Here is a 23,289-nt window from a genome sequence, read left to right on the forward strand (position 1 = left end):
CATTTTAACCATGAAGCACCCTACTTACGCGCCTTAGAACGCCTATTTAGAGCCTAAATTGCAGCAATTTGCTACATTGAAGCCTTGAAGCCGTATTGAGCTTCTAGGCAAATAGTAGAGAGGAAAAACGTGATCTTGATTCAATCTTGGGCAGATGCCAAGCAAGCAGCCTGGCCAATCCGAAAGCGTGTCTTTATTGAAGAGCAAGGGGTTCCAGAAGAGATGGAGCTAGACGAGTTTGACTTGACCGCCCAACATGCCCTTGCCTACCTGAACTCGCAATGCATTGGTACAGCTCGCCTAGCTAGCATGCCTGAGAATATCGGAAGAATTGGGCGCATGGCGGTACTTCCTGCGCACAGATCAGAGGGTATTGGGAGTCAATTACTCAATGCATTGATAACCAAGGGTAAAGCGCAAGGCATCACTCAGTTTGAGTTACACGCCCAACTATCCGCCATTCCGTTTTATGAGCGATTTGGTTTTATTGCCCAAGGCGATATCTACGACGAGGCAGGTATCGCGCATCGCGATATGATGCTCATTATCTAAAGTTATCATCATCCATATGACTCAGTCCAATCATCCACCCTTCCTTTTTCGTGTCTGCTACTCCGATACCGATGCCGCAGGATTTGTGTATCACGCCCGCTATTTAGAGATCTTTGAGCGCAGTCGCTCAGAATGGCTTCAACAAAGAGGTTTAAGCCCAAGCAAATTGGTTAATGAATTTGGAATCGTTCTGCCCGTTCGTGAAATCACCATGAACTTTCATAGGCCAGGACGCCTAGATGATCTGCTCAGCATTGATCAAGTCATCGAGCATCGTGGACGAACCCAAATCGCAGTAAAGCAAACAGCGAAACGAATTGTTGAGGGACTTGAACCAGAGCTGATTGCTAGCGCAGTTCTTCATATTGTCTGTGTTGACACCACCACCCTAAAACCCAAGGGCCTTCCTGATTGGCTGTTTGCAGCCGATCAATAACATCATTACTAAAGAGACTTCAATGCAAGAAGGTAAGTTGCTCACTTTTGTAAAAGCACTCGCAATACTCTTAGAGAGTAAGCCTAGCGAAGAGATTATTTTTTCCAAAGGGAAAGCGCTTCTGGAAAATCTGATTCGTGTTGATGACTGGCTTCCGGTGGAGTTTTGCAAGCCACACCCACAGTACTACCAGCAATACTTGCTGTATGCAGATCCACTAGATCGATTTTCTGTCGTTAGCTTTGTCTGGGGTCCTGGCCAAAAAACACCCCTTCACAACCATACTGTGTGGGGGATGGTCGGACAATTACGCGGGCAAGAGCGTAGCGCAAACTACTACCAACAAACTGATGGCAGCTTCAAAGCGGATGAATCCTTCCTTTGTGAGCCAGGTCAAGTTGCTACCGTATCCCCCAACACACATGACATCCACGTTGTAGAGAATGCATTAAGCGACCAAACCTCTATCAGCATCCATGTATATGGCGGCAATATTGGTCGTATTCAGCGCGCGGTGTTTGATCCCATTACAGGCGCGGAAAAATTATTTATCTCGGGTTATGCCAATTTCGTAACACCAAATCTTTGGAATGCAGCCTGATAGCTTAAAATAGCGACTCTTTCTGCAAACACTGCAAGTGTGGCAGCTCACCCCATTGACCGGGACAGTCGTTTAATTGAATACGGGTCAATATTTATTTGGCCCCTATGTTATTTACAGATCTCGGTTTATCAGAATCAATTCTTCGCGCGATTAGCGAGGAAGGCTATACCAGCCCTACCCCCATTCAAGAAAAGTCTATCCCTGCCGTATTAAAGGGCGGAGATTTGCTTGCTGCCGCTCAAACTGGCACTGGTAAAACAGCTGGCTTTACCCTGCCAATTCTTCAGCGCTTATGCAGTACTGCTAAAGCTGGTGGCAAACGTCAATTACGTGTGTTGATTTTGACCCCTACCCGCGAACTAGCCGCACAAGTTCAAGAGTCCGTTGTAACCTACGGAAAATATACGGGCCTGAAATCTACCGTGATCTTTGGTGGTGTCGGCGCGAACCCCCAAATCAAAGCTATTGCAGCAGGGCTAGATATCTTGGTGGCAACGCCAGGTCGCTTACTCGACTTAATGTCACAGAACTGTGTTTCACTCGCCAATATTGAAATCCTCGTTCTGGACGAAGCCGATCGCATGTTGGATATGGGTTTCTTGCGTGATATTAAAAAGATTTTGGCAGCACTGCCTAAACAACGTCAGAACCTATTATTTTCTGCAACCTTCTCCACAGAGATTAAGGCCTTAGCTGATGGCTTACTGAATTCACCAGCATTAATTGAAGTGGCGCGTAGCAATAGCACTAATGAAGCAATTGCTCAGCTCATTCATCCTGTAGATAGAAACCAAAAGCATCCTTTGTTGGCACATTTGATTAAAAGTAATCAGTGGCAACAAGTTCTCGTCTTTACTCGTACCAAGCATGGCGCTAATAAATTAGTGACCCAGCTCGAGAAAGATGGCATCACTGCTATGGCCATTCATGGCAATAAGAGTCAAAGTGCTCGCACCAAGGCATTGGCAGACTTTAAAGATGGAAAAATCACCGTCTTAGTTGCTACGGATATTGCGGCACGCGGTATCGATATTGATCAACTCCCCCATGTGGTGAACTACGATTTACCTAACGTCTCCGAAGACTACGTTCACCGTATCGGTAGAACCGGTAGAGCGGGCTCGAATGGCGTTGCAGTCTCCTTGGTCTGCGTTGATGAGCATCAGATGCTCAAAGATATTGAAAAACTCATTAAACAAAAGCTGCCACAAGAAGTCATTGCTGGATTTGAACCAGATCCAAATGCAGTGGCACAACCCATTCAATTGCGTAGTCAACAGCATCAACAATCCAGAAAGCCTAGACCAGGCAATGCTGGAGGGGGCAATGGCGGAGGCAAGCCTGCAGCTAAACGTGGTAGCCCACCAAAGCGTAGTTTTAATCGATAAAATCCCACTAATATTGCACCAATACGATTTGATTTATTGAGTTAATGAACATGAACACTGCACACCCTCAAGAGCCTCGCCTAACTTCTCTTTCACATGGCGGTGGCTGTGGCTGCAAGATTGCCCCAGGGGTGCTTTCAGAGATTCTGAAAAGCGTTCCACAACTACCATTTCCTAAAGAGCTCTTGATCGGTATTGAGACCTCTGATGATGCAGCTGTGTATCAAATTAATGAGTCGCAAGCAATTGTTGCTACAACCGATTTCTTTATGCCTATCGTGGATGATCCATTTGATTTTGGCAAGATTGCTGCTACCAATGCCATTAGCGATATTTATGCGATGGGTGGCACGCCGCTATTTGCTTTGGCACTAGTAGGTATGCCAATCAAAGTGCTATCTAATGCAACTATCGCGCGGATTCTTGAAGGCGGTGCTGAAGCCTGTAGATCAGCCGGAATTCCGATTGCAGGTGGTCATACCATTGATTCAGTTGAGCCGATCTATGGCCTAGTTGCTATCGGCATTGTTGATCCGAAGCGCGTGAAGAGTAATGCTGCAGCTAAGGCAGGAGATGTTCTCATTTTAGGCAAGCCATTAGGCGTAGGCATTTTGTCTGCTGCACTCAAAAAAGATCTATTGGACGATACTGGTTATCAAGAGATGATCGCCAATACGACGAAGTTAAATTCTGCAGGGCCAGCACTTGCTAAGTTAGACGGTGTGCATGCCTTAACCGACGTAACAGGTTTTGGTCTAGCGGGTCACACCCTAGAATTGGCGCGAGGTTCAAAACTTACCGCACAAATTGATTGGCAAGCAGTTCCCCTGCTAACTCATGTTCAAAGCCTGGCTGATCAAGGCATCATCACCGGCGCATCAGATCGTAACTGGCAAAGTTATGGATTAGAGGTTTGCTTGCCAGAGCAATTTACTCCTGCACAACAAGCTCTTCTCACAGATCCTCAAACTAGCGGTGGCCTACTCGTATCATGCAGCGCAGATAGTGTTGACGCTGTTTTAGAAATCTTTCAGAAGCACGACTTTGCTAGCGCGCGCGTCATTGGAAAAATGGTGGACAAGCAAGAACAGCATCTAAAGGTCTTGCTTTAATCTGCGTTTAAATTAAAGACACTCGAGAAATCGAGTTGTCCATTACCCGCTTTACTGTGAACTTCGTAAAGCTTGCGGGCTAAGTCTCCTAATGGAACACTGGCGTCTAGATCGCCTGCATTCTCGGTCGCCAGCCCCAAATCTTTCAACATCAAATCTACGCCAAAGCCTCCTGCGTAAGCTTTAGATGATGGCACATTCTCCATAACGCCGGGGCAAGGGTTGTAGAGTTCCAAGACCCAATTACGTCCCGAGCTCTTGGACATAATATCTGAGAGCACTTTGGGGTCCATGCCATTGGCTATGCCTAAACGCAATGCCTCGCTAGTCCCTAGCATCTGAATACCCAACAGCATGTTGTTGCAGACCTTAACAGTTTGGCCACTACCATTTGCGCCCGCATGAAAGACATTCTTACCCATCTGCTCTAGCAATGGCCTTGCACGCACAACAGCAGCTGAATCGCCACCCACCATAAAGGTCAAGGTGCCCGCTTGGGCTCCTGCCGTTCCACCAGATACCGGTGCATCAATCATGGCAAAGCCCTTAGCTTTTGCTGCCGCAGCCACAACTTGAGAAACCTTCGGAGAAATCGTAGAGCAATCTATCAGCAAGGCCTTAGGGCTCGCCGTAGCAAGTAAACCAGAATCACCTAAATACAAAGCCTCCACATGGCGCGAGGCTGGGAGCATGCTGATGATGACCTCAGCATCTTTAGTAGCTTCTGATGCACTGTGCGCAGAAACGCCACCAGCAGCCTTAAAAGCATCGAGCTGAGCCTGCACCAGATCAAAGCCGTGGACTTGATGCCCTGCCTTAATTAAATTGAGGGCCATGGGCAGTCCCATATTACCCAAACCCAAGAATGCGACTTTCATATATGCCCCTAATGAGATGATGCAGTTCTAAGATCTCACTATAGCTTGCTTATAAACTTGTCGAATAAATTACCGGGGAATGGCATGAGCATCAAAGTGATTGGCCTGATTCAGTTAAATGACCTAGAGGCTTTTGAGGAGTATCGCTCTCAAGTGGGAGATACAGTAGCCCTGTATCGGGGAAAAATTGCATCACGTGGATCTTTTAATGCATTCCTCTGGAATGAATTACATTGTGGCTCCTTTAGCGCCTTTGTGGAGCTCGAGTTTCCTAGCCTAGCGGACTCCCAGGCTTGGGCTAGTAGCCCGGAATATCAAAATTTGCTACCCATCAGAACAAAGGCGATGAAGCTGACGCTATTTTCCATCAGCGAATCAAAATAAAGCCCGGCTCCTTGTGGGGGCCAGGCTGAATTCAACTCGGAGTAAGACGAATTACTTCTTAGCTTCCATCGCTTCTTTAGCGGCTGTAATTTCTTTACGACGCTCTTTACATGCCCCAGCAATCTCTTGTAAAGCTTTGCGAGCACGCGCTGCAGATGCCTTAACGCCTTTTTCAATGAACTTTTCGTTTTCTGCTTTATATGTTTCAAAAGCAGCCAACAATGTATCGTGTTGTGACATCTTGTCTCCTATGTTTCTAATCAAAGTATGAGTATTGAGCTCGGAATTAGTATATCCCCATAAAAACCACTGGATTTCACCGGTAATATCAGGGATAACTCTTAGATGCTATAAAACCCCCAAAATAGAAAAAATATAAAAACTAACGGAGACACACGTGAAATTCAGAAATATCCCTTGTTTTGCCGATAAAACAGGCAGTTACACCCCTTTTAACTCCAGGGCAGCACAAGTCCTGAAATAAAGCGCAGCAGTGCTGCGGCAAAGTAAATCCTGCTGATTGAATCCAATTTCAATCGGTAAATGCAATGAATACAGAGAAAAAGAGATGACTATCAAATATCAAAATTACGCTTTTGTTAGAAACAAGCTGCTTAAAAAAGAAGAAATTGCACTACTAGATGTTCGCGAAGAAGATCCCCATGCTCAAGAGCATCCTTTATTTGCAGCCAACTTCCCGCTATCCCGTATTGAGGTCGATGCATTTAGCAAGCTGCCTAGAAAAGATGTACCCATTGTTACGCTCGATGATGGCGAAGGCGCTGCGCAGCTGGCAGCGCAAAGACTTTCTGAACTCGGTTACTCAGAAGTATTCGTATTTGAAGGCGGAGTTCCAGCATGGAAAGCGGCTGGCGGAGAAGTCTTTAAGGATGTCAATGTTCCCAGCAAATCTTTTGGTGAATTCGTAGAATCCAAAAGACATACGCCCTCTTTGTCTGCACAAGAAGTAAAGAAGTTAATTGATGACAAAGAAGATGTGGTGGTGGTGGATGTGCGCCGCTTTGATGAATATCAAACCATGAGCATCCCGACTGGTATCAGCGTACCAGGAGCTGAGTTGGTCTTACGCCTTCCAGAGCTCGCACCCAATCCAAAGACGAAGATCATCGTCAACTGCGCTGGAAGAACACGGAGCATCATTGGCACCCAATCTCTGATTAATGCGGGCATCCCCAACGAGGTCAAAGCTTTACGTAATGGAACAATTGGGTGGACCTTGGCCGGTCAGGAGTTAGACAAAGGGCAAAGTCGCAAATTTACAGAAGTTAGCGAAAGCACTGCAATCGAGGCTGCTCAACGCGCTCGTGATGTTGCTGATCGGGCTGGTGTGAAGCGTGTCAATCTGACTGACATTGAAAAATGGAAATCTCAATCTGAACGAACCACCTACTTCTTTGACACCAGAACTCCTGAAGAATATGAAGCGGGTCACCTACCCGGATTCCGCTCGACGCCTGGCGGACAACTAGTACAAGAAACCGAAATGGTCGCCCCAGTTCGTGGCGCACGCATCGTGTTATCCGATCCCGGTGGCGTGAGAGCAAATATGCCAGCCTCATGGCTTGCTCAGATGGCTTGGGATGTATATGTCATTGACGATATCGAAGCTGCAGATCTCAGCGAGAAGGGTTCCTGGATCCCTTCCCTGCCCAGCATGCCGAGTATTCAAACGGTGGATGTCAAGACGGCTTCCTCATGGTTGCCGGGAGATGGCAGCACAATTTTCATCGATCTCAGCACACATGCAAATTACGTCAAGGGTCATATACCCGGTAGCTGGTTTGCACTACGTTCACAGTTCTCGCTTGCATTGAACAATCTGCCGCAAGCCAATCGTTATGTACTCACGAGCACAACAGGTGAACTTGCTGTATTTGCTGCACAAGAAATACAGGCGCTCACCACTGCCGAAGTCGTTGTCTTAGTGGGTGGCAATAAGGCTTGGATTGATGCCGGTTTAGAAATTGAAAAGGGTGCTACCCATTTAGCATCACCACCATTAGATCGCTATAAGCGCCCATACGAAGGTACTAGCGTTGATCCAGCAGCAATGCAGGCCTATCTTGATTGGGAGTTTGGCTTAGTTGAGCAACTGGGTAAAGATGGCACGCATCACTTCTGGGTACTGTGATCCAATCTGGTGGCGCTAGTACGCGCCACCAATTTAGAATGCTTATGTATAAAACAATTACTCTTTTAGCCCTATCACTCGGACTTTTGGCCTGCAGCAGGGAGACTTACACCACCTGGACATGCACCGATAGCGCTGGGGCTAAGTCAACCATGATTCTTAAAAAAGCGCAGATGCAGTTTCAGGACCGTCAATTTGATTACTGTGGCAGCCTAGGTACTTTGAGTTACTTTGATTTAAAGTGCCCCGCTCAAATACAGACATCTAGCAATGTTTTTACACCCAGCTCTGGAAAGCTGATTAGCAATACAAATGAATTTCAGTGCAATGCCCTCTAAACAGCAAAATCCTCTAAACCCAAAGAAACTCCTGCTAAGCAAATGGACGGCAGTGAAACCCAGTCATAAGCGAAAACATTTCTTAGTCAGCAAAGTCATTCTTCCTGAACTTCCGGATGCTGCGATTGAATTCATCGAACTAGAGGCCGTCTTTGATAAGAGCACACAAGTGATTCCCTGGCGAGATCTGAAAGAAACTGATATCTGGCTTCAGGGTTGGGTATAAAAAAAAGGCCGTCTTATGTGAAGACGGCTTTTTTACTACAAACTACCTCAGAAATTCTTACTTCGTTTTCTTCTTAGTATCCGCAGAGCTTCTGAGCTCTTCAATGTTTTTTTCAGCAGCATCTGCTACTTGATTAACAATCTTTCGGCCCTCTTTAAACATCTTCTGACCAGCGGTCGACATGTCATGAACTACTTTGGATAACTTATCGGCATGGCCTGGGATCTTACCTTCAACATCCTCAAGCCAGTTCACCAAAGAGCTACGCACTTTTTCTAAATGTTTCTCAGTGCCATCGGCAGCATCGTCACCAATATCCTTTAGGACGGATTTGACTTTCTTCTGATACACCGTCGCACGCTTTGCCGCCTCTTTAGTAGCTGACTCTTGCAGCTCCTTAAGCTTAGTAAGATCATTTTTGGCGGCTGACTTGGCGCTCTCCATGGCATTTTTCATGCCCCACTGAATCTCTTCAAGATGGTGTGCGCTCAGATCTTTTGCTGCATCCAATAATTTATGGGAATACGCAAATAACTCCTTTGCCTTTTCTTGTTGCCAAGCTTGTATATCCTTCTTATCCATTACTTTTCTCCCTTAGTTGAATTTGGATATTGCCTTACATTTCCACTCTATACCCAAATCAGAAACTTGCCAATTCCCTGCTGTATAGGCATTAAAATTAGGATATGAGCGAAAGAAAAAACCCTTACGAGATTATTGGCGGTGCGGCAAAGGTTGAAGAATTGGTCGACCGCTTCTACGATTTGATGGCTCTAGAGGAGCCTTTTGCTGAGTTGCGGGCCATGCACTCCCCAGATCTATCCAACTCCAGAGATAAACTTAAGCTTTTTTTAATAGGATGGATGGGTGGTCCAGACGTTTACTCACCTAAGTATGGTCATCCCATGCTGCGGGCTAGGCATCTACCCTTCAAGATTGGTCTAACAGAGCGCAATCAATGGCTGGCCTGTATGTATCGAGCCATGGAAGACTGCGGCATTGATGGTCAGATTGGCGCGCAGCTAGAGGAGTCTTTTTTTAATACAGCTGACTGGATGAGAAACCAGCCAAACTAATACATTGGCCACTCTAGGGCGGCCCTATATTGCCTGTGCGCAAGCAAAGCCACTGGCCCAGGCCCACTGGAAATTATGACCCCCTAGGTGCCCAGTTACATCAACGCACTCACCAATGAAATAGAGACCAGGATGGTTTCGAGACATCATTGTTTGGCCATCTAACTCTTTGGTATCTACCCCACCTAGCATCACCTCTGCTTTTTTCCAACCTAAAGTTCCAGCCGGCTTTACCGACCAATTGGTGATGAGCTCTTTGAGTGCCTGTCTATCTTTTTTGGAAACCTCAGCCCACTTTTTACCCAAGAGATTTCTTTGTTCGGCAAATGCCTTTGCTAAACGCAGTGGCATCACCGAGGCCAGAATGTTCTCGGTCAACTTAAGGCGATTGTCTTCATGATTGAATAGCTCATCACAACTGAAGCGCCCATTGGCCTCTACTGCACCCAGCCAATCAATATGGATTGCCTCGCCTTCCACCCAGTAACTACTAGCCTGTAAGACAGCAGGGCCAGAGAGGCCTTTATGCGTTAAGAGCAGATCCTCATTAAAGCGACAGGCTCCATAGCGCATGCCTTTTGATCCTGCAGCAATACGAACCGGCAAGCTGAGACCAGACAAGGCCATCAGATGATCAAATTCCCCAGAGGTGAATGAGAGAGGCACCAAAGCGGGACGTGGATCCACCACTTTCAAACCAAACTGCTTGGCAATATCTAGGGAATAGGCTGTTGCTCCAATAGCGGGAACTGGTAAGCCACCTGTCGCCATCACTATCGACTTAGATCTCTCGGTGCCAGTACTGGTCTTTACAATCCATACACCGGCTTCCTGGGAGATTGACTCCACTATCACTGGGTGACGAATATCAACATTCCCTTTAGCGCACTCACTTAATAACATCTCAATAATCTGCTTGGCAGAATCATCGCAAAACAATTGACCTTGATGTTTCTCGTGATAGGCAATGCGATATGACTGCACTAACTTAATGAACTCCCGAGATGGGTAGCGGGCCAACGCACTTTTTACAAAATGTGGATTTAAAGAAAGAAAATTAGCGGGGCTACTGTGTAGATTGGTGAAGTTGCAACGACCTCCACCACTAATGCGAATTTTTTCACATAAGACGTCGGCATGATCTAGCACTAAAACTGTTTTATCTAATTGGCCAGCAACCCCAGCACAAAAGAGCCCAGCGGCGCCGCCACCGATAACGATGGCATCCCATACTTTACTCACAGCTTACTTAAAGCGCTCAATGACTTCAGTCGGCAGCTTGAGTTTTTGCATATGCAAACGGGTATAAGCCTGCCGAAAATTTTTGGTCATGGAGATCATCACTGAAGCAGTCCAAGCAAAGGCAAACATGCCTGAGAAGGCGATGATGATTGCTAACATTTTCCAACCACTAGGCAAGAGATCATCCATAAAACCCATGGCGGTATAGGTGCTGCCACTAAATAAAATACTCTCACCTAAATTGGGCAAGAGATTAAATGCTCTGAGCGAAATTCCCCAAAGAATAATTTCAAAGATGTGCGTCAGAAATAAACACAGGACACTGATATAAAACACGAGAGCTACTGAAGAGTACTTATGCTCCGAAAGATATAGAAATGACTTCACCTCATAGCGCTTAGCAATTTGGAGTAATGCAAGCCCATGTACTAGCATCACCACGAGTAGCATGGCTATCCCAAACAAATAGGCTGGTAGGTCCAGTTCGGAGGTGAGGGTTACGGTATTGGGAATAGTCATAGTATCTGTGCGTGTATTTTACAGTTCTCTCTGGCACTTTAGGCCAACTGATACCAGTCGCAAATCACCTTCCAAGCTTCTGGGGCAGTCTCAACAAAATGGATGAGATCCAGGTCGGCCTGCTCAATAACACCGTGCTCTAGCATTTGTTTGAAATTAATGACCTCTTGCCAGAATGCTTTTCCAACCAGGATGATCGGAAAGTGCTGAACCTTTTTAGTTTGCATTAAGGTGAGCACCTCAAAGAGCTCGTCAAAGGAACCAAAACCCCCTGGGTAGGCCACAATCGCCCTCGCTCTCAACATGAAGTGCATTTTGCGAATAGCAAAGTAATGAAAACGAAAACTAAGGCCTGGCGTTAGGTAAGCGTTAGGATTTTGCTCTCGCGGCAGGCTGATATTAAAACCAATGCTCTTATCACCAGCCTCAAAAGCACCACGATTGGCAGCTTCCATTATTCCGGGTCCACCACCAGTAGCGATATGCAACTTATTTCTATCCTCTGATTGGGTAGCGTTATAGCCAGCCACAATAGCGCCGAACTCTCTTGCTGAATCGTAGTACTTACAGTGCAGCAATGCTCGCTTTGCTTCAGCTATGGCTTCTGGAGTTGTCGCGCTATTTTCTAGCTCTCGGGCTTTTTCACAACTCACAAAACGCGTAGAGCCAAATACCGTAATCGTGTGTTCAATGCCATGCTCATGCAATAAGATCTCGGGCTTCAATAGCTCCAACTGAAAGCGCAGGCCCAAAGTCTCGCGCCGAGCTAAAAAGGCTTGATCATCAAATGCAAATCGATAGGAATCTTCAGAATTATTTTCTTCCAACTGACTTCTCTGAAGATTCAGAAAATCAGTGATAGTTTGAGAGTTATTTACAGGGAGTCTGGGACTCATCTTTGGACCTTTTTTCCAAGCTTTAAAAATGGCTTCATGTAGATTCTGGATATCATCCGCCTGACGATGAGGTCCAGAGATACACCATCAAAATTAGTATTACTACCTAGAATATTGCATTAATTTGGCTTCTAGGGCTTATTCGGATTTACCGCCAGCACTTCAAGCGTTAATATTAGAAGATATTAACCAAACCGAAGGAAAAGCAATGAGCAACCGTTCAATCATCATCATGGTACTAGTATTACTTGGTGCTACAGCCTACTTACTCATCAAAGGCGATGGCGACATTGATATGGGTGGCGAAAAGCATGGTGCTGAGGCAGCACACATGGAAGAGGCTAAGAAGGATGCTCCGGCAGCTCCAGTTGCGCCCGCAGCCGCTCCTGCAGCAGCGCCAGCGGCCGACGCTAAGAAATAATCTCTTCCAGAGAGAAATAAGCCGCGGTTCGCCGCGGTTTTTTTGTAACTTTTTATTTGCGCCCTTTTTAAATGAATCAAGTTAATCCAGCATTACTTAGCTCTTTTGCACCCACCGGTATCTTGCGCGTGGGCATTAATTTAGGCAACCCTCTTTTAGCTAGCGTAGATGGCGATACAGGGAATCCCAAAGGGATTACGGTCGATATAGCCAATCACATTGCCAGCAAGCTAGAGCTACCAATAGTTTTTACTTGCTACCCAATGGCAGGAGCTACTGTTGAGGCTGTCAAATCGGGAGCGGTAGATTTGGTATTTGTGGCAATCGATCCAGTCCGTGGAGCCGATATTAGCTATACACCTGCTTACATTCAGATTGAGGGGGCTTATGTGGTGAAGGACTCTTCGCCACTGCATCAGAATGAAGATGTAGATGCGCCAGGCAATGAAATTGTGGTTGGTAAAGGCAGTGCCTATGACCTTTATCTCACCCGTGAAATCAAACAAGCGAGCTTGCTACGCTCAGCCAACTCTCAAGCAGTAGTTGATGACTTTATGTCCGGAGTCGGGAATGTTGCCGCCGGAGTTAAACAACAATTAGAAAGCGATGCACAACGTTATGAAGGCTTGCGCTTGCTGCCAGGTCGCTTCATGGTGATCAATCAAGCTATTGGCATTCCTAAAGCGCGGGTGGATTTTGAAAAAACCAATGCCTACCTCAGCACTGAGATCGAAGCACTAAAGGCTTCTGGATTTATTAGAGAGGCAATGCAACGCCACCAAGTTCAGGGTGCCAAAGTTGCTGAATAAGTCTTAACAAGAATAAGTATGTAGTCGCTCTGGAATGATGACATTCTTCCACTCAAGCTCATCCCGAATGGATTGAGCTAAAACCGCTGAAGCCTCTGGCTCACCGTGAACCACAAAAACAGATTTGGGCGCCGCTTCAAATCCTTGCAACCAATCCAATAAGCCGGCTTGATCAGCATGGGCAGATAAGCCACCAATCGTATGAACAGATGCACGCACCGGAACCTCTTCACCGAAGAGACGTACTTTAGCTACCCTATCCACTAAACGCCGACCCAGACTACCGTAGGCCTGAAAGCCAGTAATCACAATTGCGTTTTGTGCACGCGGCAAATTATTCTGCAAGTGATGAACAATGCGGCCTGCATCGCACATACCACTTGCAGAAATAATGATCGCCCCACCCTTAATCTTATTCAGCGCTTTAGACTCCTCTACATCCGCGATGAAGCGTAGGTCTACAGCCCCAGGATTTTTCTTAAACCACTCAAAGGTAGATTGGGACTCTATATCCAGCTGCGCAAAGAAGCGCTGAGTCAAATGGGTAGCTGCTGTTGCCATTGGGGAATCCACCCAAATACTGAGATGAGGCAATAAATTGCGCTTGACCAAATCAATTAACAGAAACAGCATCTCTTGAGTACGGCCTACTGCAAATGCAGGGATGACGATATTTCCATGGGCACTCAATGTGCTAGTTACTACTTCAATTAATTCAGCTTCAGTATCGGCTAAAGTTTTATGCAGACGGTCACCATAAGTTGATTCCACCACCACAACATCTGCTTGAGGAATCCTCGCAGGATCAGGCATCAATAACTTACCCTTCATGCCAATGTCCCCAGAGAAAACACAGCGCTTTTTCTTGGCATGGTCTTCCGTGATATCAATCACAGCAATTGCAGATCCCAAGATATGGCCTGCATTCTGAAACTCGAGGTCTATACCCTTGCAAAGCTCTAGATGCTTTCCATAAGCTAGAACTTCACATTGCCCAAGAGCAAGTTCAGCCTCTTCCATAGAGTACAAGGCGACAGGTAAGTCACCGCGCCACTTACCCGCCTTTTGTCTGCGCTCTGCCCGCTCTACGTCGGAGCGCTGTAGATGAGCGCTATCTGGCAGCAAGATTTTTAGTAACTCGAATGTGGCATCCGTGCAATAGATGGGACCAGAGAACCCTTGGGCACAGAGTCTTGGTAATAGGCCACTATGGTCAATGTGCGCATGTGTCAGCACAATGAAATCAATTTCCTTAGGAGAAAACGGTAAAGACTCTAAGTTCTTGGTGGTGGCCTCGCGCCCACCCTGGAACATACCGAAGTCGACCATGAATCGGACCTCACGCCCACCAACATTAGCCTGCACGGAATGTCTTGAACCCGTCACCTCACCTGCCGCACCTAGAAATTGTATTTTCATGGTTTAAGCATACTCCCGATAAAATCCATTGTTAAGCCACTCATAAGAGCGATACTATTTACATGAATGCCCCAGCCGAACTGAAATCTCTTGAGCTCATCACTCGCCTTAAGCGAGCGCCCTCAGAGCACAAGGGTAATGCTGGCAAAGTATTGCTGATTGGTGGTGCGCCTGGCATGGCTGGTGCCTTGATGTTATCTGGCAGCGCTGCACTGCACTTGGGGGCTGGCTGGACGATCTTGGAGATGCTCGATCCAACAGCCGCTCATGCAATGCCGGAGCAAGCTGAACTCATGGTCCGCTTAGCCAGCTTTAATGCCGTAGAGCAATTACAAGCTACAGCACCGGATGTCATTGCGATTGGCCCAGGATTGGGTTTCTCAGAAATTGCACGAGATTGGCTGATGACTGTTCTACGCTACCCAACAGTACCCGTAGTAGTTGATGCTGATGCACTCAGCTTGATTGCTGATACTCCCGAGTATTTGGATCTACTCAAACAACGCAATCAAACATTCCCAGGCAAGACTGTTATTACTCCGCACCCCGGAGAAGCGGCACATCTCCTTAATACTGCAGCGGATAACATTCAAGCAAATCGCTTGAGCGCTTTATCTCAGCTCATCGCACTTACCAACTCCATCGTGGTTCTCAAAGGTCAACATACGCTTATTGCCTCACCCGCACAATCAGCGGTGCAATGTGCACAAGGCAATCCTGGCATGGCCGTTGGCGGAATGGGTGATGTATTAACCGGTAGTATTGCAGCCATTGCCGCCCAAGGCATACGCCACAATCTCAATCTGTGGGAGGCCAGTTGTGTTGGAGTTCAACTGCATGCGTCTGCAGCAGACAGTTTGGTAGATAAGCAGATTGGCCCAATTGGACTTACACCATCTGAGGTCATTTTGGAGATGCGGAGTCTTTTAAATAAGCTGTTATAAAACAGCATGCAATCAGCTAGCGGAATCCTTCATCATCGTCGTTATCTCTACGGCCTCTTCATGGCTGGCTTGGGCTCTGTGCTGTTTTCTGGAAAAGCCATTCTGATCAAACTGGCCTTTGGCTATGGTGCCAATGCAGAAACCTTGATTGCATTACGGATGCTAATGGCCCTCCCCCTCTTCTGGGGAATTTATTGGTGGCAAGCACGTAGACAAGTGATGAGCCCACTGTCTTGGCGAGATCAAGTGAAGATATTTGTCCTTGGCTTTATGGGTTACTTTCTCTCTAGCTATCTCGACTTTTTAGGACTTCAATATATCTCCGTAGGTCTGGAGCGGATTGTGCTGTACCTGACTCCAACCATCGTGCTACTGATTTCTTATTTTGTATTAAATAAATCGATTAGCCGCCTGCAATGGTATGCGCTGCTGGTTGGATATCTTGGTGTCATCGTTGTGTTTATTCAAGATGCTAGCTCCACCGGTTCTCTAGCCGTGCTCGGCATGTTGCTGGTCTTTGCCAGCGCATGCTCCTATGCAATCTATATGATTGGCTCCGGAGAAATGGTCAAGCGTGTAGGCAGTGTGCGCTTAGTTGTCTATGCAAGCTCTGCGTCTGCACTGTTGAGCGTCATTCAAATTCTGATATACGATCCCACAGCAGTATTTGTGCAAGTACAGCAGATTTATTGGTTGAGCCTGCTCAATGCCAGTCTTTGCACTGTTATTCCAATGCTCTTAATCATGATTGCAATCAATCGGATTGGCTCACCCTTAGTCGCCCAAGCCGGAATACTTGGTCCCGTCTCAACACTCTTTATGGGTTGGGTAGTACTCTCTGAAGCCATTACCTGGATTCAGATTGGCGGCATGAGCTTGGTCATGGGAGCAATGTGGCTGCTGGTGCGTAATGATGCGCCCAGCAAGCAAAGGGAATCCGACCCCCTCACTTAAAACTAGGGATAGATTACTGAGCAGCTGCAGGCTGTTGAGCTGCTTTTGCTTTTTTCTTAGACTGTTTCTTGGCTTTTTTCTCTGCCTTTTTATCCTTCTTGGACTTCGCAGTAGTTTTCTTGGCAGCCTTATCTGCTTGGGCTGCTGGAGCCGGAGTAGAAGGCGCTGCTGCTGGAGCAGAGGCCGGAGCCGGATCGGCTGCCATTACACCCAATGGCGATAAACCAAGAGAGGCGGAAATGAGTGTGGCCAATGTTAGTTTTGCAAAGCGGGTGTTCATTTAAAGCTCCATTAGGTTTGTGGATAATTTGATAATACTCAATTATTTCTAACCAATACCCCAATTAAGCAAGGCATCCGCATGAACGCTTTTCCGACTGATATCTACACAGAGCCACAGGGTTACTCAATTAATACTCTAGAAAACCTGGGACCCCTGACATGCCTTGCTGGAATCTGGGAAGGTCAACGGGGTTTGGATATCAAGCCAAAAGCGGAGGGCCCCAAAAAGCAGGTCTACACCGAACGAATTGAGATGCAGCCCATTGACCCACAAACCAATGGGCCGCAATTGTTCTATGGTTTGCGTTATCACCTTCACATCACCAAACCAGATCAAGTTAAAACCTATCATGACCAAGTTGGTTATTGGCTTTGGGAACCCGCTACCGGATCGATTGTCCACACCCTCACGATTCCCAGAGGGATGGTCACTATGGCGACAGGAAAGGCTTCCGCTAACGCAACTCAGTTTGAGTGCGTAGCAAAGATTGATGATCCGACTGCGGGGATTTCTTCCAGCCCTTTTTTAGACTACGCATTCAAAACTATTGAGTACCGCATCATGGTTACCATCTTGGAAGATGGCACTTGGTCTTACGAGCAAGATACGGTGATGATGATCAAGGGGCAAGATGCACCCTTTCATCATCTCGATACCAATGTGCTAACCAAGGTGGCCGAGGCTACTCCAAACCCACTGGCATTAGAGGCAATGAAAAAGCCGTCCTAAGACGGCCTTTTGACTTAAATCTTTTGCTACTTATGCTGGCTGCGCTTCTGTCTCAGTAATCTTTTCTAGAGCAGTTGCAAGATGACCAACTGTACGGTCAACATGAGCCAACTTCTCCAGGCCAAATAAACCAATGCGGAAAGTACGGAAGTCAGGACGCTCGTCACATTGCAGTGGCACACCAGCAGCGGTCTGCAATCCTAGGGCAATAAACTTCTTGCCTGACTGAATATCGGGATCCTTGGTATAGCTCACCACTACGCCAGGAGACTGAAAGCCTTTTGCTGAAACTGAGTGATAGCCATTGGATACCAACAAAGCACGAACCTTGTCACCTAACTCTTGCTGCTTTGCTTTGAGTGCAGCAAAGCCTAAGGCCTGAGTTTCTTTCATAACATTGCGCAAGATTTTGAGCGCGTCTGTTGGCATGGTGGTGTGATAAACGTGACCGCCCTTTTCGTAGGCTTCCATAATTTGCAGCCACTTCTTCAAGTCCATTGAGAAGCTGCTGCTTTGAGTAGATTCAATGCGGTCGCGTGCTCTGTCACCCATAGCAATCAAAGCGCAACAAGGCGAACTGCTCCAACCTTTTTGAGGCGCAGTAATGACTACGTCAACATTGCAGGCTTTCATATCTACCCACATCGCACCTGAAGCAATGCAATCGAGCACAAATAAACCATTAACGGAACGCACTGCTTCACCAACCGCCTTGAGATAGTCGTCCGGCAAAATAATTCCGGCAGAGGTCTCTACGTGAGGAGCAAAAACCACTGCTGGCTTCTCTTTCTTGATGAATGCCACCACTTCTTCAATAGGTGCCGGTGCAAAAACACCCTGCACTGAATCTTCTAATTGCTTACCTTTGATAACAGTAATGTTTTGAGTAATGTTGGCTAAATCAAAAATCTGAGTCCAGCGATAACTAAACCAACCGTTGCGCAAAACCAGGCACTTTTCATTATTGGCAAATTGACGAGCAACTGCCTCCATACCAAAAGTGCCGCTACCGGGAACAATGACAGCTGAGCTAGCGTTGTAAGCATCTTTGAGAACGCTAGAGATATCCACCATGACTTTTTTGAATTCTTCAGACATGTGGTTCAGCGAGCGGTCGGTGTAAACAACCGAGAACTCTAAGAGACCATCTGGATCAACGTTCGGGAGTAAGCCTGGCATAGTAATTTCCTAGTAAATCGTGTGATTAGCCCTAAATGATACTGATTTAGCGCTATTTGGGTATTTAACTCCTCAAAACCAGCTTTTTGAGCAAATGAGATGGGTTAGCTACTTTTTTTCGCTATAGAAGATACCAGTATTCCGATAACAATCAGGGCAAAAGCGAGGCCATGAAAAAGCTGAGGCGGATCACCCAAAATAGCCGCTGAAAGTAGCGCAGTAAATAAAGGAATGAGATTAGCAAAGAATGCCGCCACTGTTGGTCCGGCACCATTCACTCCCAGACCCCAGCAGCGATAGGCAATTAAAGAAGGTCCGATTGCTACAAAGATAATTAATGCTCCAGTCCAGTAGTTGAGATCAATGAAGGCATGCCCTGTGGCAATCTCTGCCCCCTCGAACAACATGGTCCACATAAAACCAATCAGGACCTGAGCCATCAAAAACTCAGCCCAAGGCCATTGCCGTTCTGTGCTCTCTCCGGGGCGACTAATCATCCAACTATAAAAAGCCCACAGGATCGTAGCCAACATAATGAACAAATCGCCCATGACCACCTCCATGCTCAATAGGCTAGTCGGCTCGCCACGCGTTAAGACTACAGTGACCCCGACCAAAGAAACCACGGCACCCAGAAGCTGTAGAAGTGTAGGTCTGACTTGATAAAAGACTGCACCAATGAAGAGCATCCAAATCGGCATGCTGGCCCCGATCAGGGTGACATTAATTGCGGTTGAGGTTTGCAAGGCAAGATAGAGCAGCACGTTATAGCTGCCAACACCCAAGAGCCCCAAGACCAAGAAACGGCCTTTGTTTTGCCATAGGGCACTACCTGGCTTGAAGATCTTCCATCCAAAAGGAAGCAAGATGAGCGCCGCCAGACCCCAACGAACTGCACTTAAGCTGATTGGTGAAATACTCCCTACCAAGACCCGACCCGCTATCGCATTACCCGCCCAAAGAACGGTGGCTAAGCTTAAATAGAAGACAGTCGATAGGGGTAGCTGGGGCATTCAGGGGAATTTAGGTGAATAAGTGGATATTTTGAGCCCCAAGAAGGGCTTTGCCTACGCATTGTAGAAACAAATGCCTGGTATTGCTAAGATAGAGCTTAAATTAGCGTCAGACATCTGACATCAGCACCATGCGAAGGGGTTTTAGTGGCAATCATCACCAATATTGAAGATTTACGAGTTTTGCATCAAAAGCGTACCCCCAAGATGTTCTATGACTATGCTGACTCCGGGTCATGGACTGAATCGACTTACCGGGCCAACGAATCCGATTTTCAGAAGATCAAACTGCGTCAGCGTGTAGCGGTAGATATGACTAACCGCACCACCAAGACCACCATGGTAGGTCAAGAGGTGGCAATGCCAGTTGCACTTGCACCGACTGGGCTCACCGGCATGCAGCACGCTGATGGTGAAATTCTGGCTGCCCGTGCTGCCGAAAAATTTGGCGTCCCATTCTGCTTATCTACCATGAGCATTTGCTCGATTGAGGATGTTGCAGAACGCACCACCAAACCGTTTTGGTTCCAGCTCTATGTCATGAAAGACCGCGGCTTTATTGAGCGACTCATTGAACGCGCCAAAGCTGCTAAGTGCTCCGCTCTAGTTCTAACTCTAGATTTGCAGATCTTAGGACAACGTCATAAAGATTTAAAAAATGGTTTGTCTGCACCTCCAAAGCTGACGATTGCCAACATGATCAATATGATGACTAAGCCACGCTGGTGCATGGGCATGGCGATGACTCCCCGCAGAACCTTTCGGAACATTGTTGGACATGCTACTGGTGTAGGCAATATGTCCTCCCTCTCCTCTTGGACCGCCGAGCAGTTTGATCCAGGACTCAGCTGGGATGATGTGGAGTGGATTAAAAAACTCTGGGGCGGCAAGCTCATCATCAAAGGTATCTTGGATGAAGAAGATGCTCGCTTTGCTGCTAACTCTGGCGCAGATGCCTTGATTGTTTCCAATCATGGCGGTCGTCAATTAGATGGTGCTATCTCCAGTATCAAAGCCTTGCCTGGCATCGTCAATGCGGTTGGCAAAGATATTGAAGTTTGGATGGATGGCGGTATTCGATCTGGGCAGGATGTATTAAAGGCCTGGGCGCTTGGTGCGCGAGGCACTATGATTGGTCGCCCTTTCCTCTATGGCTTAGGTGCTATGGGTGAGGCAGGCGTTACTAAATGCCTCGAAATTATTCACAATGAATTGGACATCACGATGGCCTTTACTGGGCACCGTGATATTCAAAACGTGAGCAAAGATATTTTGTATCCAGGGACTTTTTAAGATTCCACATTTAGTCAACTCACCCGCATTAGTATTTGCTATTTCCACTGTCGCCCTCTCGGGCTCAGTGTGGTTTGGTAATGCCGTTCTGAGCAAGCACCGCACAAAAGATACCGAGACCTCTGCAGATTTAGGAATTATTCAGACTGCAACACTCACCCTGCTTGGTCTGATTATTGGCTTTACCTTTTCTATGGCGATTGCGCGATACGACTTGAGGCAGACTTATGAAGAGGCCGAGGCAAATGCCATCGGTACTGAATACCTCAGGGCCGATCTCTTGCCTAGCAAAACTGCGGAATCAATTAAGGGATTGCTAAACGAATACTTAGATCAACGCATCTTGTTCTACTCAAAGCAAGACCAAGAGACAGCCAAGCAAATTACTCAACGCACTCTAGCTCTGGAAAATGCCATGTGGAATGAGCTACTCCCGGTTGCACGTTCACAAGCCTCCCCCACTATGGCGCTAGTCATCTCCGGCCTCAATGATGTTATTAACTCACATGGTTATACACAGGCCGCCTGGTGGAATCGCATCCCAACTGCAGCGTGGTGGCTAATGGCAGCAATTGCTGTTGGTGCCAATATATTGGTAGGATTTGGTGCAAGAAACTTTAGACGTAATGTCGGCCTCTTCATGATCTTTCCGATAATGATTTCTGTTTCATTCTTTTTGATTGCAGACATTGATAGCCCGCGTGGTGGCGTGATTCGTATCGATCCACGAAATTTACTTGATTTAAAACACAATATGAACTCTGTGCAAAGCCCAGCAATCTCTATAGGTGGTAAATAATGAAACGCGTCGTAGATGTATTTAAAGATAGAGGTCGTGAACTGGTGTGGACGTACGTCATCCACTTAGGTAACCTTGAATTTCATCCAGCTCAAGTTGACTTTGAACAAGAGGCCCTGCGGCTTTCTCAGATTGATAAGCGCGGCGCCCTGAATGAGCTTAGCGCCAAAGCTAGACTAACAATTCGATAACTTTTTACTTGAATTCAGACATATGAAACCCTTAAGCAAAAAAGCCAAGATGGCGGCAGGCTGGACCATCCTCATGACTGTTATCGGCACTGCCATGTTGCACCAATGGGAATTCTTTGCCATGGGTTGCGCGTCCATTGCCATGCTGCTCGTTGCAAACCACTTTGATCTCTTAAAAGATCCTGAAGACAAAAAATAAAGGTCTCCATCTTTCGATAGAGACCCCGTTTTACTTGCCCTTCATTTATCCTTACTCAGCGCTACTGATACGACTACTCTCTCAGAGAGTTGGGTAGTCTGTATAGCCCACCTCAGCGCCACCATAAAAACTAGCGCGATCATATGCATTTAAGACTGCACCTTGCTGAAAGCGCTCAGCCAAATCCGGATTAGAAATATACAAACGCCCATACGCCACTGCATCTGCTAAGCCAGCCTCTAAAACAGCCTCACCCATCGCTTGATCATATCCACCAGCGCTAATAAATTTGCCTTGATACGCAGCCCGGAAAATCTCTGAAGTAATTGGCGCCTCTGCATTGACCTTATCGTTACCACCAGCACTAGTTGAGCGTGGCTCAATCATATGCACATAGGACAAGTGGTAGCCATTGAGTTTCTGAATTACTGCATTAAACAAGGCAATTGGGTCGCTATCAGCCATGTCGTTAAAGCTGCCATAGGGTGACAAGCGCACACCAATACAGTCACTTGGATATATATTGGCAACAGACTCAATCACCTCGCCTAATAAGCGCATGCGATTTTCAATAGAGCCACCATATCCATCGGCACGGTGATTGGTTTTATCTTGTAAAAACTGATCTAGTAAATAGCCATTCGCCGAATGAATTTCCACACCATCAAAGCCTGCTGCTTTTGCATTTGCCGCAGCCAACTCAAAATCTTTTAGCAATCGTGCAATGTCTTCAGCCGTCATTGCTTTGGGCGTCTCATAATCATGCAACTTCCAATCAGCACCATACGTTTGACCAGTAGGTGCAATCGCAGAAGGTGCCTCGGGCAAACCTTGCTCGGGATGTAATGAGGAATGAGAAATGCGACCTACATGCCATAGTTGGGCAACCATCTTGCCGCCTTTTGCATGAACAGCACTCACGATTTCTTTCCACGCAGCCGTTTGCTCAGGAGAATAAATTCCAGGAGTTGCTGGATAGCCTTTTCCAATGGGAGAAATTTGTGTTGCTTCGCTAATGATGAGTCCAGCACTCGCCCTCTGGGCATAGTATGTTTTTGCCAAAGGATTTGGCACGTCACCATCAATAGCGCGCATTCTGGTGAGTGGTGCCATCACAAGACGGTTCTTTAATTCAATAGAGCCAAGCTTGATGGGGGTAAACATGATTTCTTTTCCGGACATGAACTACTTTCTTTGGTATTGGATACGTCAATTGAAGATGAACTTTAGCAGGGATAGCAGAGTCCTGCAGA

Annotated in this window: 29 protein-coding genes; 18 read left to right on the top strand and 11 right to left on the bottom strand. The window is 46.8% G+C overall.

Annotated features, from left to right (window positions below):
• Positions 1-129: 129 nt before the first annotated feature.
• The 5 genes from FD971_RS06125 (at position 130) to selD (ending at position 4,092) form a co-directional block, all read left to right on the top strand.
• Positions 130-552, top strand: coding sequence for a GNAT family N-acetyltransferase (locus tag FD971_RS06125; protein ID WP_251368594.1), 423 nt, complete (start codon positions 130-132; stop codon positions 550-552).
• A gap of 16 nt (positions 553-568) precedes the next feature.
• The gene (locus FD971_RS06130) at positions 569-988 is read left to right on the top strand and encodes a YbgC/FadM family acyl-CoA thioesterase (RefSeq protein ID WP_215333389.1); all 420 of its coding nucleotides are present in this window, start codon (positions 569-571) and stop codon (positions 986-988) included.
• A 22-nt stretch (positions 989-1,010) separates the two neighbouring features.
• A complete protein-coding gene (locus FD971_RS06135; protein ID WP_215335256.1) occupies positions 1,011-1,589 on the top strand; it encodes a hypothetical protein in 579 nt (192 codons plus the stop codon).
• Positions 1,590-1,696: 107 nt separating this feature from the next.
• On the top strand, positions 1,697-2,980 hold the full coding sequence (locus FD971_RS06140) for a DEAD/DEAH box helicase (RefSeq protein WP_215333390.1): 1,284 nt from the start codon (positions 1,697-1,699) through the stop codon (positions 2,978-2,980).
• A gap of 50 nt (positions 2,981-3,030) precedes the next feature.
• Positions 3,031-4,092 (top strand): selenide, water dikinase SelD, encoded by a 1,062-nt coding sequence (gene selD / locus FD971_RS06145; RefSeq protein ID WP_215333391.1) that lies wholly within the window; start codon positions 3,031-3,033, stop codon positions 4,090-4,092.
• On the opposite strand, the gene mmsB is transcribed toward selD, so the two are convergent.
• Positions 4,089-4,970 carry a 3-hydroxyisobutyrate dehydrogenase gene (gene mmsB, locus FD971_RS06150; protein ID WP_215333392.1) on the bottom strand — a complete coding sequence of 294 codons (882 nt, stop codon included), beginning with the start codon at positions 4,968-4,970 and terminating at the stop codon, positions 4,089-4,091. The genes selD and mmsB overlap by 4 nt on opposite strands.
• 84 nt (positions 4,971-5,054) lie before the next feature.
• On the opposite strand from mmsB, the gene FD971_RS06155 reads away from it, so the two are divergent.
• Positions 5,055-5,354, top strand: a complete 300-nt coding sequence (locus FD971_RS06155; protein ID WP_215333393.1) for a DUF1330 domain-containing protein — start codon at positions 5,055-5,057, stop codon at positions 5,352-5,354.
• A 51-nt stretch (positions 5,355-5,405) separates the two neighbouring features.
• Here FD971_RS06155 and FD971_RS06160 read toward each other — a convergent pair whose 3' ends face one another.
• Complete coding sequence (locus FD971_RS06160; RefSeq protein ID WP_173942993.1) at positions 5,406-5,594, bottom strand: hypothetical protein; 189 nt, start codon at positions 5,592-5,594, stop codon at positions 5,406-5,408.
• 328 nt (positions 5,595-5,922) lie between these two features.
• Here FD971_RS06160 and FD971_RS06165 point away from each other — a divergent pair, with 328 nt between their 5' ends.
• The gene (locus FD971_RS06165; protein WP_215333394.1) at positions 5,923-7,506 is read left to right on the top strand and encodes a rhodanese homology domain-containing protein; all 1,584 of its coding nucleotides are present in this window, start codon (positions 5,923-5,925) and stop codon (positions 7,504-7,506) included.
• Positions 7,507-7,818: 312 nt separating this feature from the next.
• Entirely contained in the window at positions 7,819-8,070 is a 252-nt protein-coding gene (locus FD971_RS06170; protein WP_251368595.1) for a TIGR02450 family Trp-rich protein, read from the top strand.
• A gap of 57 nt (positions 8,071-8,127) precedes the next feature.
• Here the strand turns inward: FD971_RS06170 and FD971_RS06175 are convergent, their stop codons facing one another.
• Positions 8,128-8,652, bottom strand: a complete 525-nt coding sequence (locus FD971_RS06175; RefSeq protein WP_215333395.1) for a phasin family protein — start codon at positions 8,650-8,652, stop codon at positions 8,128-8,130.
• Between the two features lie 104 nt (positions 8,653-8,756).
• Between FD971_RS06175 and FD971_RS06180 the strand changes: the two genes are divergently transcribed.
• A complete protein-coding gene (locus tag FD971_RS06180) occupies positions 8,757-9,146 on the top strand; it encodes a group II truncated hemoglobin (RefSeq protein ID WP_215333396.1) in 390 nt (129 codons plus the stop codon).
• Positions 9,147-9,170: 24 nt separating this feature from the next.
• On the opposite strand, the gene FD971_RS06185 is transcribed toward FD971_RS06180, so the two are convergent.
• From FD971_RS06185 to FD971_RS06195, 3 genes are read right to left on the bottom strand one after another with little or no spacing between them, the layout of a single operon-like run.
• A complete protein-coding gene (locus tag FD971_RS06185) occupies positions 9,171-10,388 on the bottom strand; it encodes an NAD(P)/FAD-dependent oxidoreductase (RefSeq protein WP_215333397.1) in 1,218 nt (405 codons plus the stop codon).
• Positions 10,389-10,391: 3 nt separating this feature from the next.
• Positions 10,392-10,907, bottom strand: a complete 516-nt coding sequence (locus tag FD971_RS06190; RefSeq protein WP_215333398.1) for a hypothetical protein — start codon at positions 10,905-10,907, stop codon at positions 10,392-10,394.
• A 38-nt stretch (positions 10,908-10,945) separates the two neighbouring features.
• Positions 10,946-11,803, bottom strand: coding sequence for an LOG family protein (locus FD971_RS06195; protein ID WP_215333399.1), 858 nt, complete (start codon positions 11,801-11,803; stop codon positions 10,946-10,948).
• A 208-nt stretch (positions 11,804-12,011) separates the two neighbouring features.
• Between FD971_RS06195 and FD971_RS06200 the strand changes: the two genes are divergently transcribed.
• Together FD971_RS06200 and FD971_RS06205 are read left to right on the top strand one after the other, a co-directional pair.
• Complete coding sequence (locus FD971_RS06200) at positions 12,012-12,224, top strand: hypothetical protein (RefSeq protein ID WP_215333400.1); 213 nt, start codon at positions 12,012-12,014, stop codon at positions 12,222-12,224.
• Between the two features lie 71 nt (positions 12,225-12,295).
• Positions 12,296-13,033: an ABC transporter substrate-binding protein gene (locus tag FD971_RS06205; RefSeq protein ID WP_215333401.1), complete on the top strand. Its 738-nt coding sequence runs from the start codon at positions 12,296-12,298 to the stop codon at positions 13,031-13,033.
• A 3-nt stretch (positions 13,034-13,036) separates the two neighbouring features.
• Here FD971_RS06205 and FD971_RS06210 read toward each other — a convergent pair whose 3' ends face one another.
• The gene (locus FD971_RS06210) at positions 13,037-14,452 is read right to left on the bottom strand and encodes an MBL fold metallo-hydrolase RNA specificity domain-containing protein (protein ID WP_215333402.1); all 1,416 of its coding nucleotides are present in this window, start codon (positions 14,450-14,452) and stop codon (positions 13,037-13,039) included.
• Positions 14,453-14,514: 62 nt separating this feature from the next.
• Between FD971_RS06210 and FD971_RS06215 the strand changes: the two genes are divergently transcribed.
• Entirely contained in the window at positions 14,515-15,396 is an 882-nt protein-coding gene (locus tag FD971_RS06215) for an NAD(P)H-hydrate dehydratase (protein WP_215333403.1), read from the top strand.
• 6 nt (positions 15,397-15,402) lie between these two features.
• Complete coding sequence (locus FD971_RS06220; protein WP_215333404.1) at positions 15,403-16,350, top strand: DMT family transporter; 948 nt, start codon at positions 15,403-15,405, stop codon at positions 16,348-16,350.
• 13 nt (positions 16,351-16,363) lie between these two features.
• On the opposite strand, the gene FD971_RS06225 is transcribed toward FD971_RS06220, so the two are convergent.
• A complete protein-coding gene (locus tag FD971_RS06225; protein ID WP_215333405.1) occupies positions 16,364-16,630 on the bottom strand; it encodes a protein tyrosine phosphatase in 267 nt (88 codons plus the stop codon).
• A gap of 81 nt (positions 16,631-16,711) precedes the next feature.
• On the opposite strand from FD971_RS06225, the gene FD971_RS06230 reads away from it, so the two are divergent.
• Complete coding sequence (locus tag FD971_RS06230; RefSeq protein WP_215333406.1) at positions 16,712-17,362, top strand: FABP family protein; 651 nt, start codon at positions 16,712-16,714, stop codon at positions 17,360-17,362.
• Between the two features lie 30 nt (positions 17,363-17,392).
• Here FD971_RS06230 and FD971_RS06235 read toward each other — a convergent pair whose 3' ends face one another.
• Entirely contained in the window at positions 17,393-18,541 is a 1,149-nt protein-coding gene (locus FD971_RS06235) for an aminotransferase class V-fold PLP-dependent enzyme (RefSeq protein ID WP_215333407.1), read from the bottom strand.
• 104 nt (positions 18,542-18,645) lie between these two features.
• The gene (locus FD971_RS06240; RefSeq protein ID WP_215333408.1) at positions 18,646-19,554 is read right to left on the bottom strand and encodes a DMT family transporter; all 909 of its coding nucleotides are present in this window, start codon (positions 19,552-19,554) and stop codon (positions 18,646-18,648) included.
• A gap of 147 nt (positions 19,555-19,701) precedes the next feature.
• Between FD971_RS06240 and FD971_RS06245 the strand changes: the two genes are divergently transcribed.
• The 4 genes from FD971_RS06245 to FD971_RS06260 all read left to right on the top strand — a co-directional run bounded on the left by FD971_RS06245 (position 19,702) and on the right by FD971_RS06260 (position 22,036).
• The gene (locus FD971_RS06245) at positions 19,702-20,847 is read left to right on the top strand and encodes an alpha-hydroxy acid oxidase (RefSeq protein ID WP_215333409.1); all 1,146 of its coding nucleotides are present in this window, start codon (positions 19,702-19,704) and stop codon (positions 20,845-20,847) included.
• Between the two features lie 67 nt (positions 20,848-20,914).
• Positions 20,915-21,646: a hypothetical protein gene (locus FD971_RS06250; RefSeq protein ID WP_251368596.1), complete on the top strand. Its 732-nt coding sequence runs from the start codon at positions 20,915-20,917 to the stop codon at positions 21,644-21,646.
• The gene (locus tag FD971_RS06255; RefSeq protein WP_215333410.1) at positions 21,646-21,837 is read left to right on the top strand and encodes a hypothetical protein; all 192 of its coding nucleotides are present in this window, start codon (positions 21,646-21,648) and stop codon (positions 21,835-21,837) included. Before FD971_RS06250 ends, FD971_RS06255 begins: the two co-directional genes overlap by 1 nt.
• 22 nt (positions 21,838-21,859) lie before the next feature.
• Entirely contained in the window at positions 21,860-22,036 is a 177-nt protein-coding gene (locus FD971_RS06260) for a hypothetical protein (RefSeq protein WP_215333411.1), read from the top strand.
• Positions 22,037-22,117: 81 nt separating this feature from the next.
• On the opposite strand, the gene FD971_RS06265 is transcribed toward FD971_RS06260, so the two are convergent.
• The gene (locus tag FD971_RS06265; protein ID WP_215333412.1) at positions 22,118-23,218 is read right to left on the bottom strand and encodes an alkene reductase; all 1,101 of its coding nucleotides are present in this window, start codon (positions 23,216-23,218) and stop codon (positions 22,118-22,120) included.
• Positions 23,219-23,289: the final 71 nt, after the last annotated feature.

It is taken from the genome of Polynucleobacter sp. AP-Ainpum-60-G11 (assembly GCF_018688375.1).
Classification (GTDB): domain Bacteria; phylum Pseudomonadota; class Gammaproteobacteria; order Burkholderiales; family Burkholderiaceae; genus Polynucleobacter.

Excerpts from the sequence above, each read along its gene's own strand:
- FD971_RS06220 (WP_215333404.1), top strand. The coding sequence starts at position 15,403 with ATGCAATCAGCTAGCGGAATCCTTCATCATCGTCGTTATCTCTACGGC.
- FD971_RS06170 (WP_251368595.1), top strand. The coding sequence starts at position 7,819 with ATGAATTTCAGTGCAATGCCCTCTAAACAGCAAAATCCTCTAAACCCA.
- FD971_RS06210 (WP_215333402.1), bottom strand. The coding sequence starts at position 14,452 with ATGAAAATACAATTTCTAGGTGCGGCAGGTGAGGTGACGGGTTCAAGA.
- FD971_RS06200 (WP_215333400.1), top strand. The coding sequence starts at position 12,012 with ATGAGCAACCGTTCAATCATCATCATGGTACTAGTATTACTTGGTGCT.
- FD971_RS06260 (WP_215333411.1), top strand. The coding sequence starts at position 21,860 with ATGAAACCCTTAAGCAAAAAAGCCAAGATGGCGGCAGGCTGGACCATC.
- FD971_RS06180 (WP_215333396.1), top strand. The coding sequence starts at position 8,757 with ATGAGCGAAAGAAAAAACCCTTACGAGATTATTGGCGGTGCGGCAAAG.
- FD971_RS06140 (WP_215333390.1), top strand. The coding sequence starts at position 1,697 with ATGTTATTTACAGATCTCGGTTTATCAGAATCAATTCTTCGCGCGATT.
- FD971_RS06225 (WP_215333405.1), bottom strand. The coding sequence starts at position 16,630 with ATGAACACCCGCTTTGCAAAACTAACATTGGCCACACTCATTTCCGCC.
- selD (WP_215333391.1), top strand. The coding sequence starts at position 3,031 with ATGAACACTGCACACCCTCAAGAGCCTCGCCTAACTTCTCTTTCACAT.
- FD971_RS06265 (WP_215333412.1), bottom strand. The coding sequence starts at position 23,218 with ATGTCCGGAAAAGAAATCATGTTTACCCCCATCAAGCTTGGCTCTATT.
- FD971_RS06205 (WP_215333401.1), top strand. The coding sequence starts at position 12,296 with ATGAATCAAGTTAATCCAGCATTACTTAGCTCTTTTGCACCCACCGGT.
- FD971_RS06240 (WP_215333408.1), bottom strand. The coding sequence starts at position 19,554 with ATGCCCCAGCTACCCCTATCGACTGTCTTCTATTTAAGCTTAGCCACC.
- FD971_RS06160 (WP_173942993.1), bottom strand. The coding sequence starts at position 5,594 with ATGTCACAACACGATACATTGTTGGCTGCTTTTGAAACATATAAAGCA.
- FD971_RS06215 (WP_215333403.1), top strand. The coding sequence starts at position 14,515 with ATGAATGCCCCAGCCGAACTGAAATCTCTTGAGCTCATCACTCGCCTT.
- FD971_RS06230 (WP_215333406.1), top strand. The coding sequence starts at position 16,712 with ATGAACGCTTTTCCGACTGATATCTACACAGAGCCACAGGGTTACTCA.
- FD971_RS06135 (WP_215335256.1), top strand. The coding sequence starts at position 1,011 with ATGCAAGAAGGTAAGTTGCTCACTTTTGTAAAAGCACTCGCAATACTC.
- FD971_RS06130 (WP_215333389.1), top strand. The coding sequence starts at position 569 with ATGACTCAGTCCAATCATCCACCCTTCCTTTTTCGTGTCTGCTACTCC.
- FD971_RS06190 (WP_215333398.1), bottom strand. The coding sequence starts at position 10,907 with ATGACTATTCCCAATACCGTAACCCTCACCTCCGAACTGGACCTACCA.
- FD971_RS06175 (WP_215333395.1), bottom strand. The coding sequence starts at position 8,652 with ATGGATAAGAAGGATATACAAGCTTGGCAACAAGAAAAGGCAAAGGAG.
- FD971_RS06235 (WP_215333407.1), bottom strand. The coding sequence starts at position 18,541 with ATGCCAGGCTTACTCCCGAACGTTGATCCAGATGGTCTCTTAGAGTTC.
- FD971_RS06195 (WP_215333399.1), bottom strand. The coding sequence starts at position 11,803 with ATGAGTCCCAGACTCCCTGTAAATAACTCTCAAACTATCACTGATTTT.
- FD971_RS06155 (WP_215333393.1), top strand. The coding sequence starts at position 5,055 with ATGAGCATCAAAGTGATTGGCCTGATTCAGTTAAATGACCTAGAGGCT.
- FD971_RS06165 (WP_215333394.1), top strand. The coding sequence starts at position 5,923 with ATGACTATCAAATATCAAAATTACGCTTTTGTTAGAAACAAGCTGCTT.
- FD971_RS06255 (WP_215333410.1), top strand. The coding sequence starts at position 21,646 with ATGAAACGCGTCGTAGATGTATTTAAAGATAGAGGTCGTGAACTGGTG.
- mmsB (WP_215333392.1), bottom strand. The coding sequence starts at position 4,970 with ATGAAAGTCGCATTCTTGGGTTTGGGTAATATGGGACTGCCCATGGCC.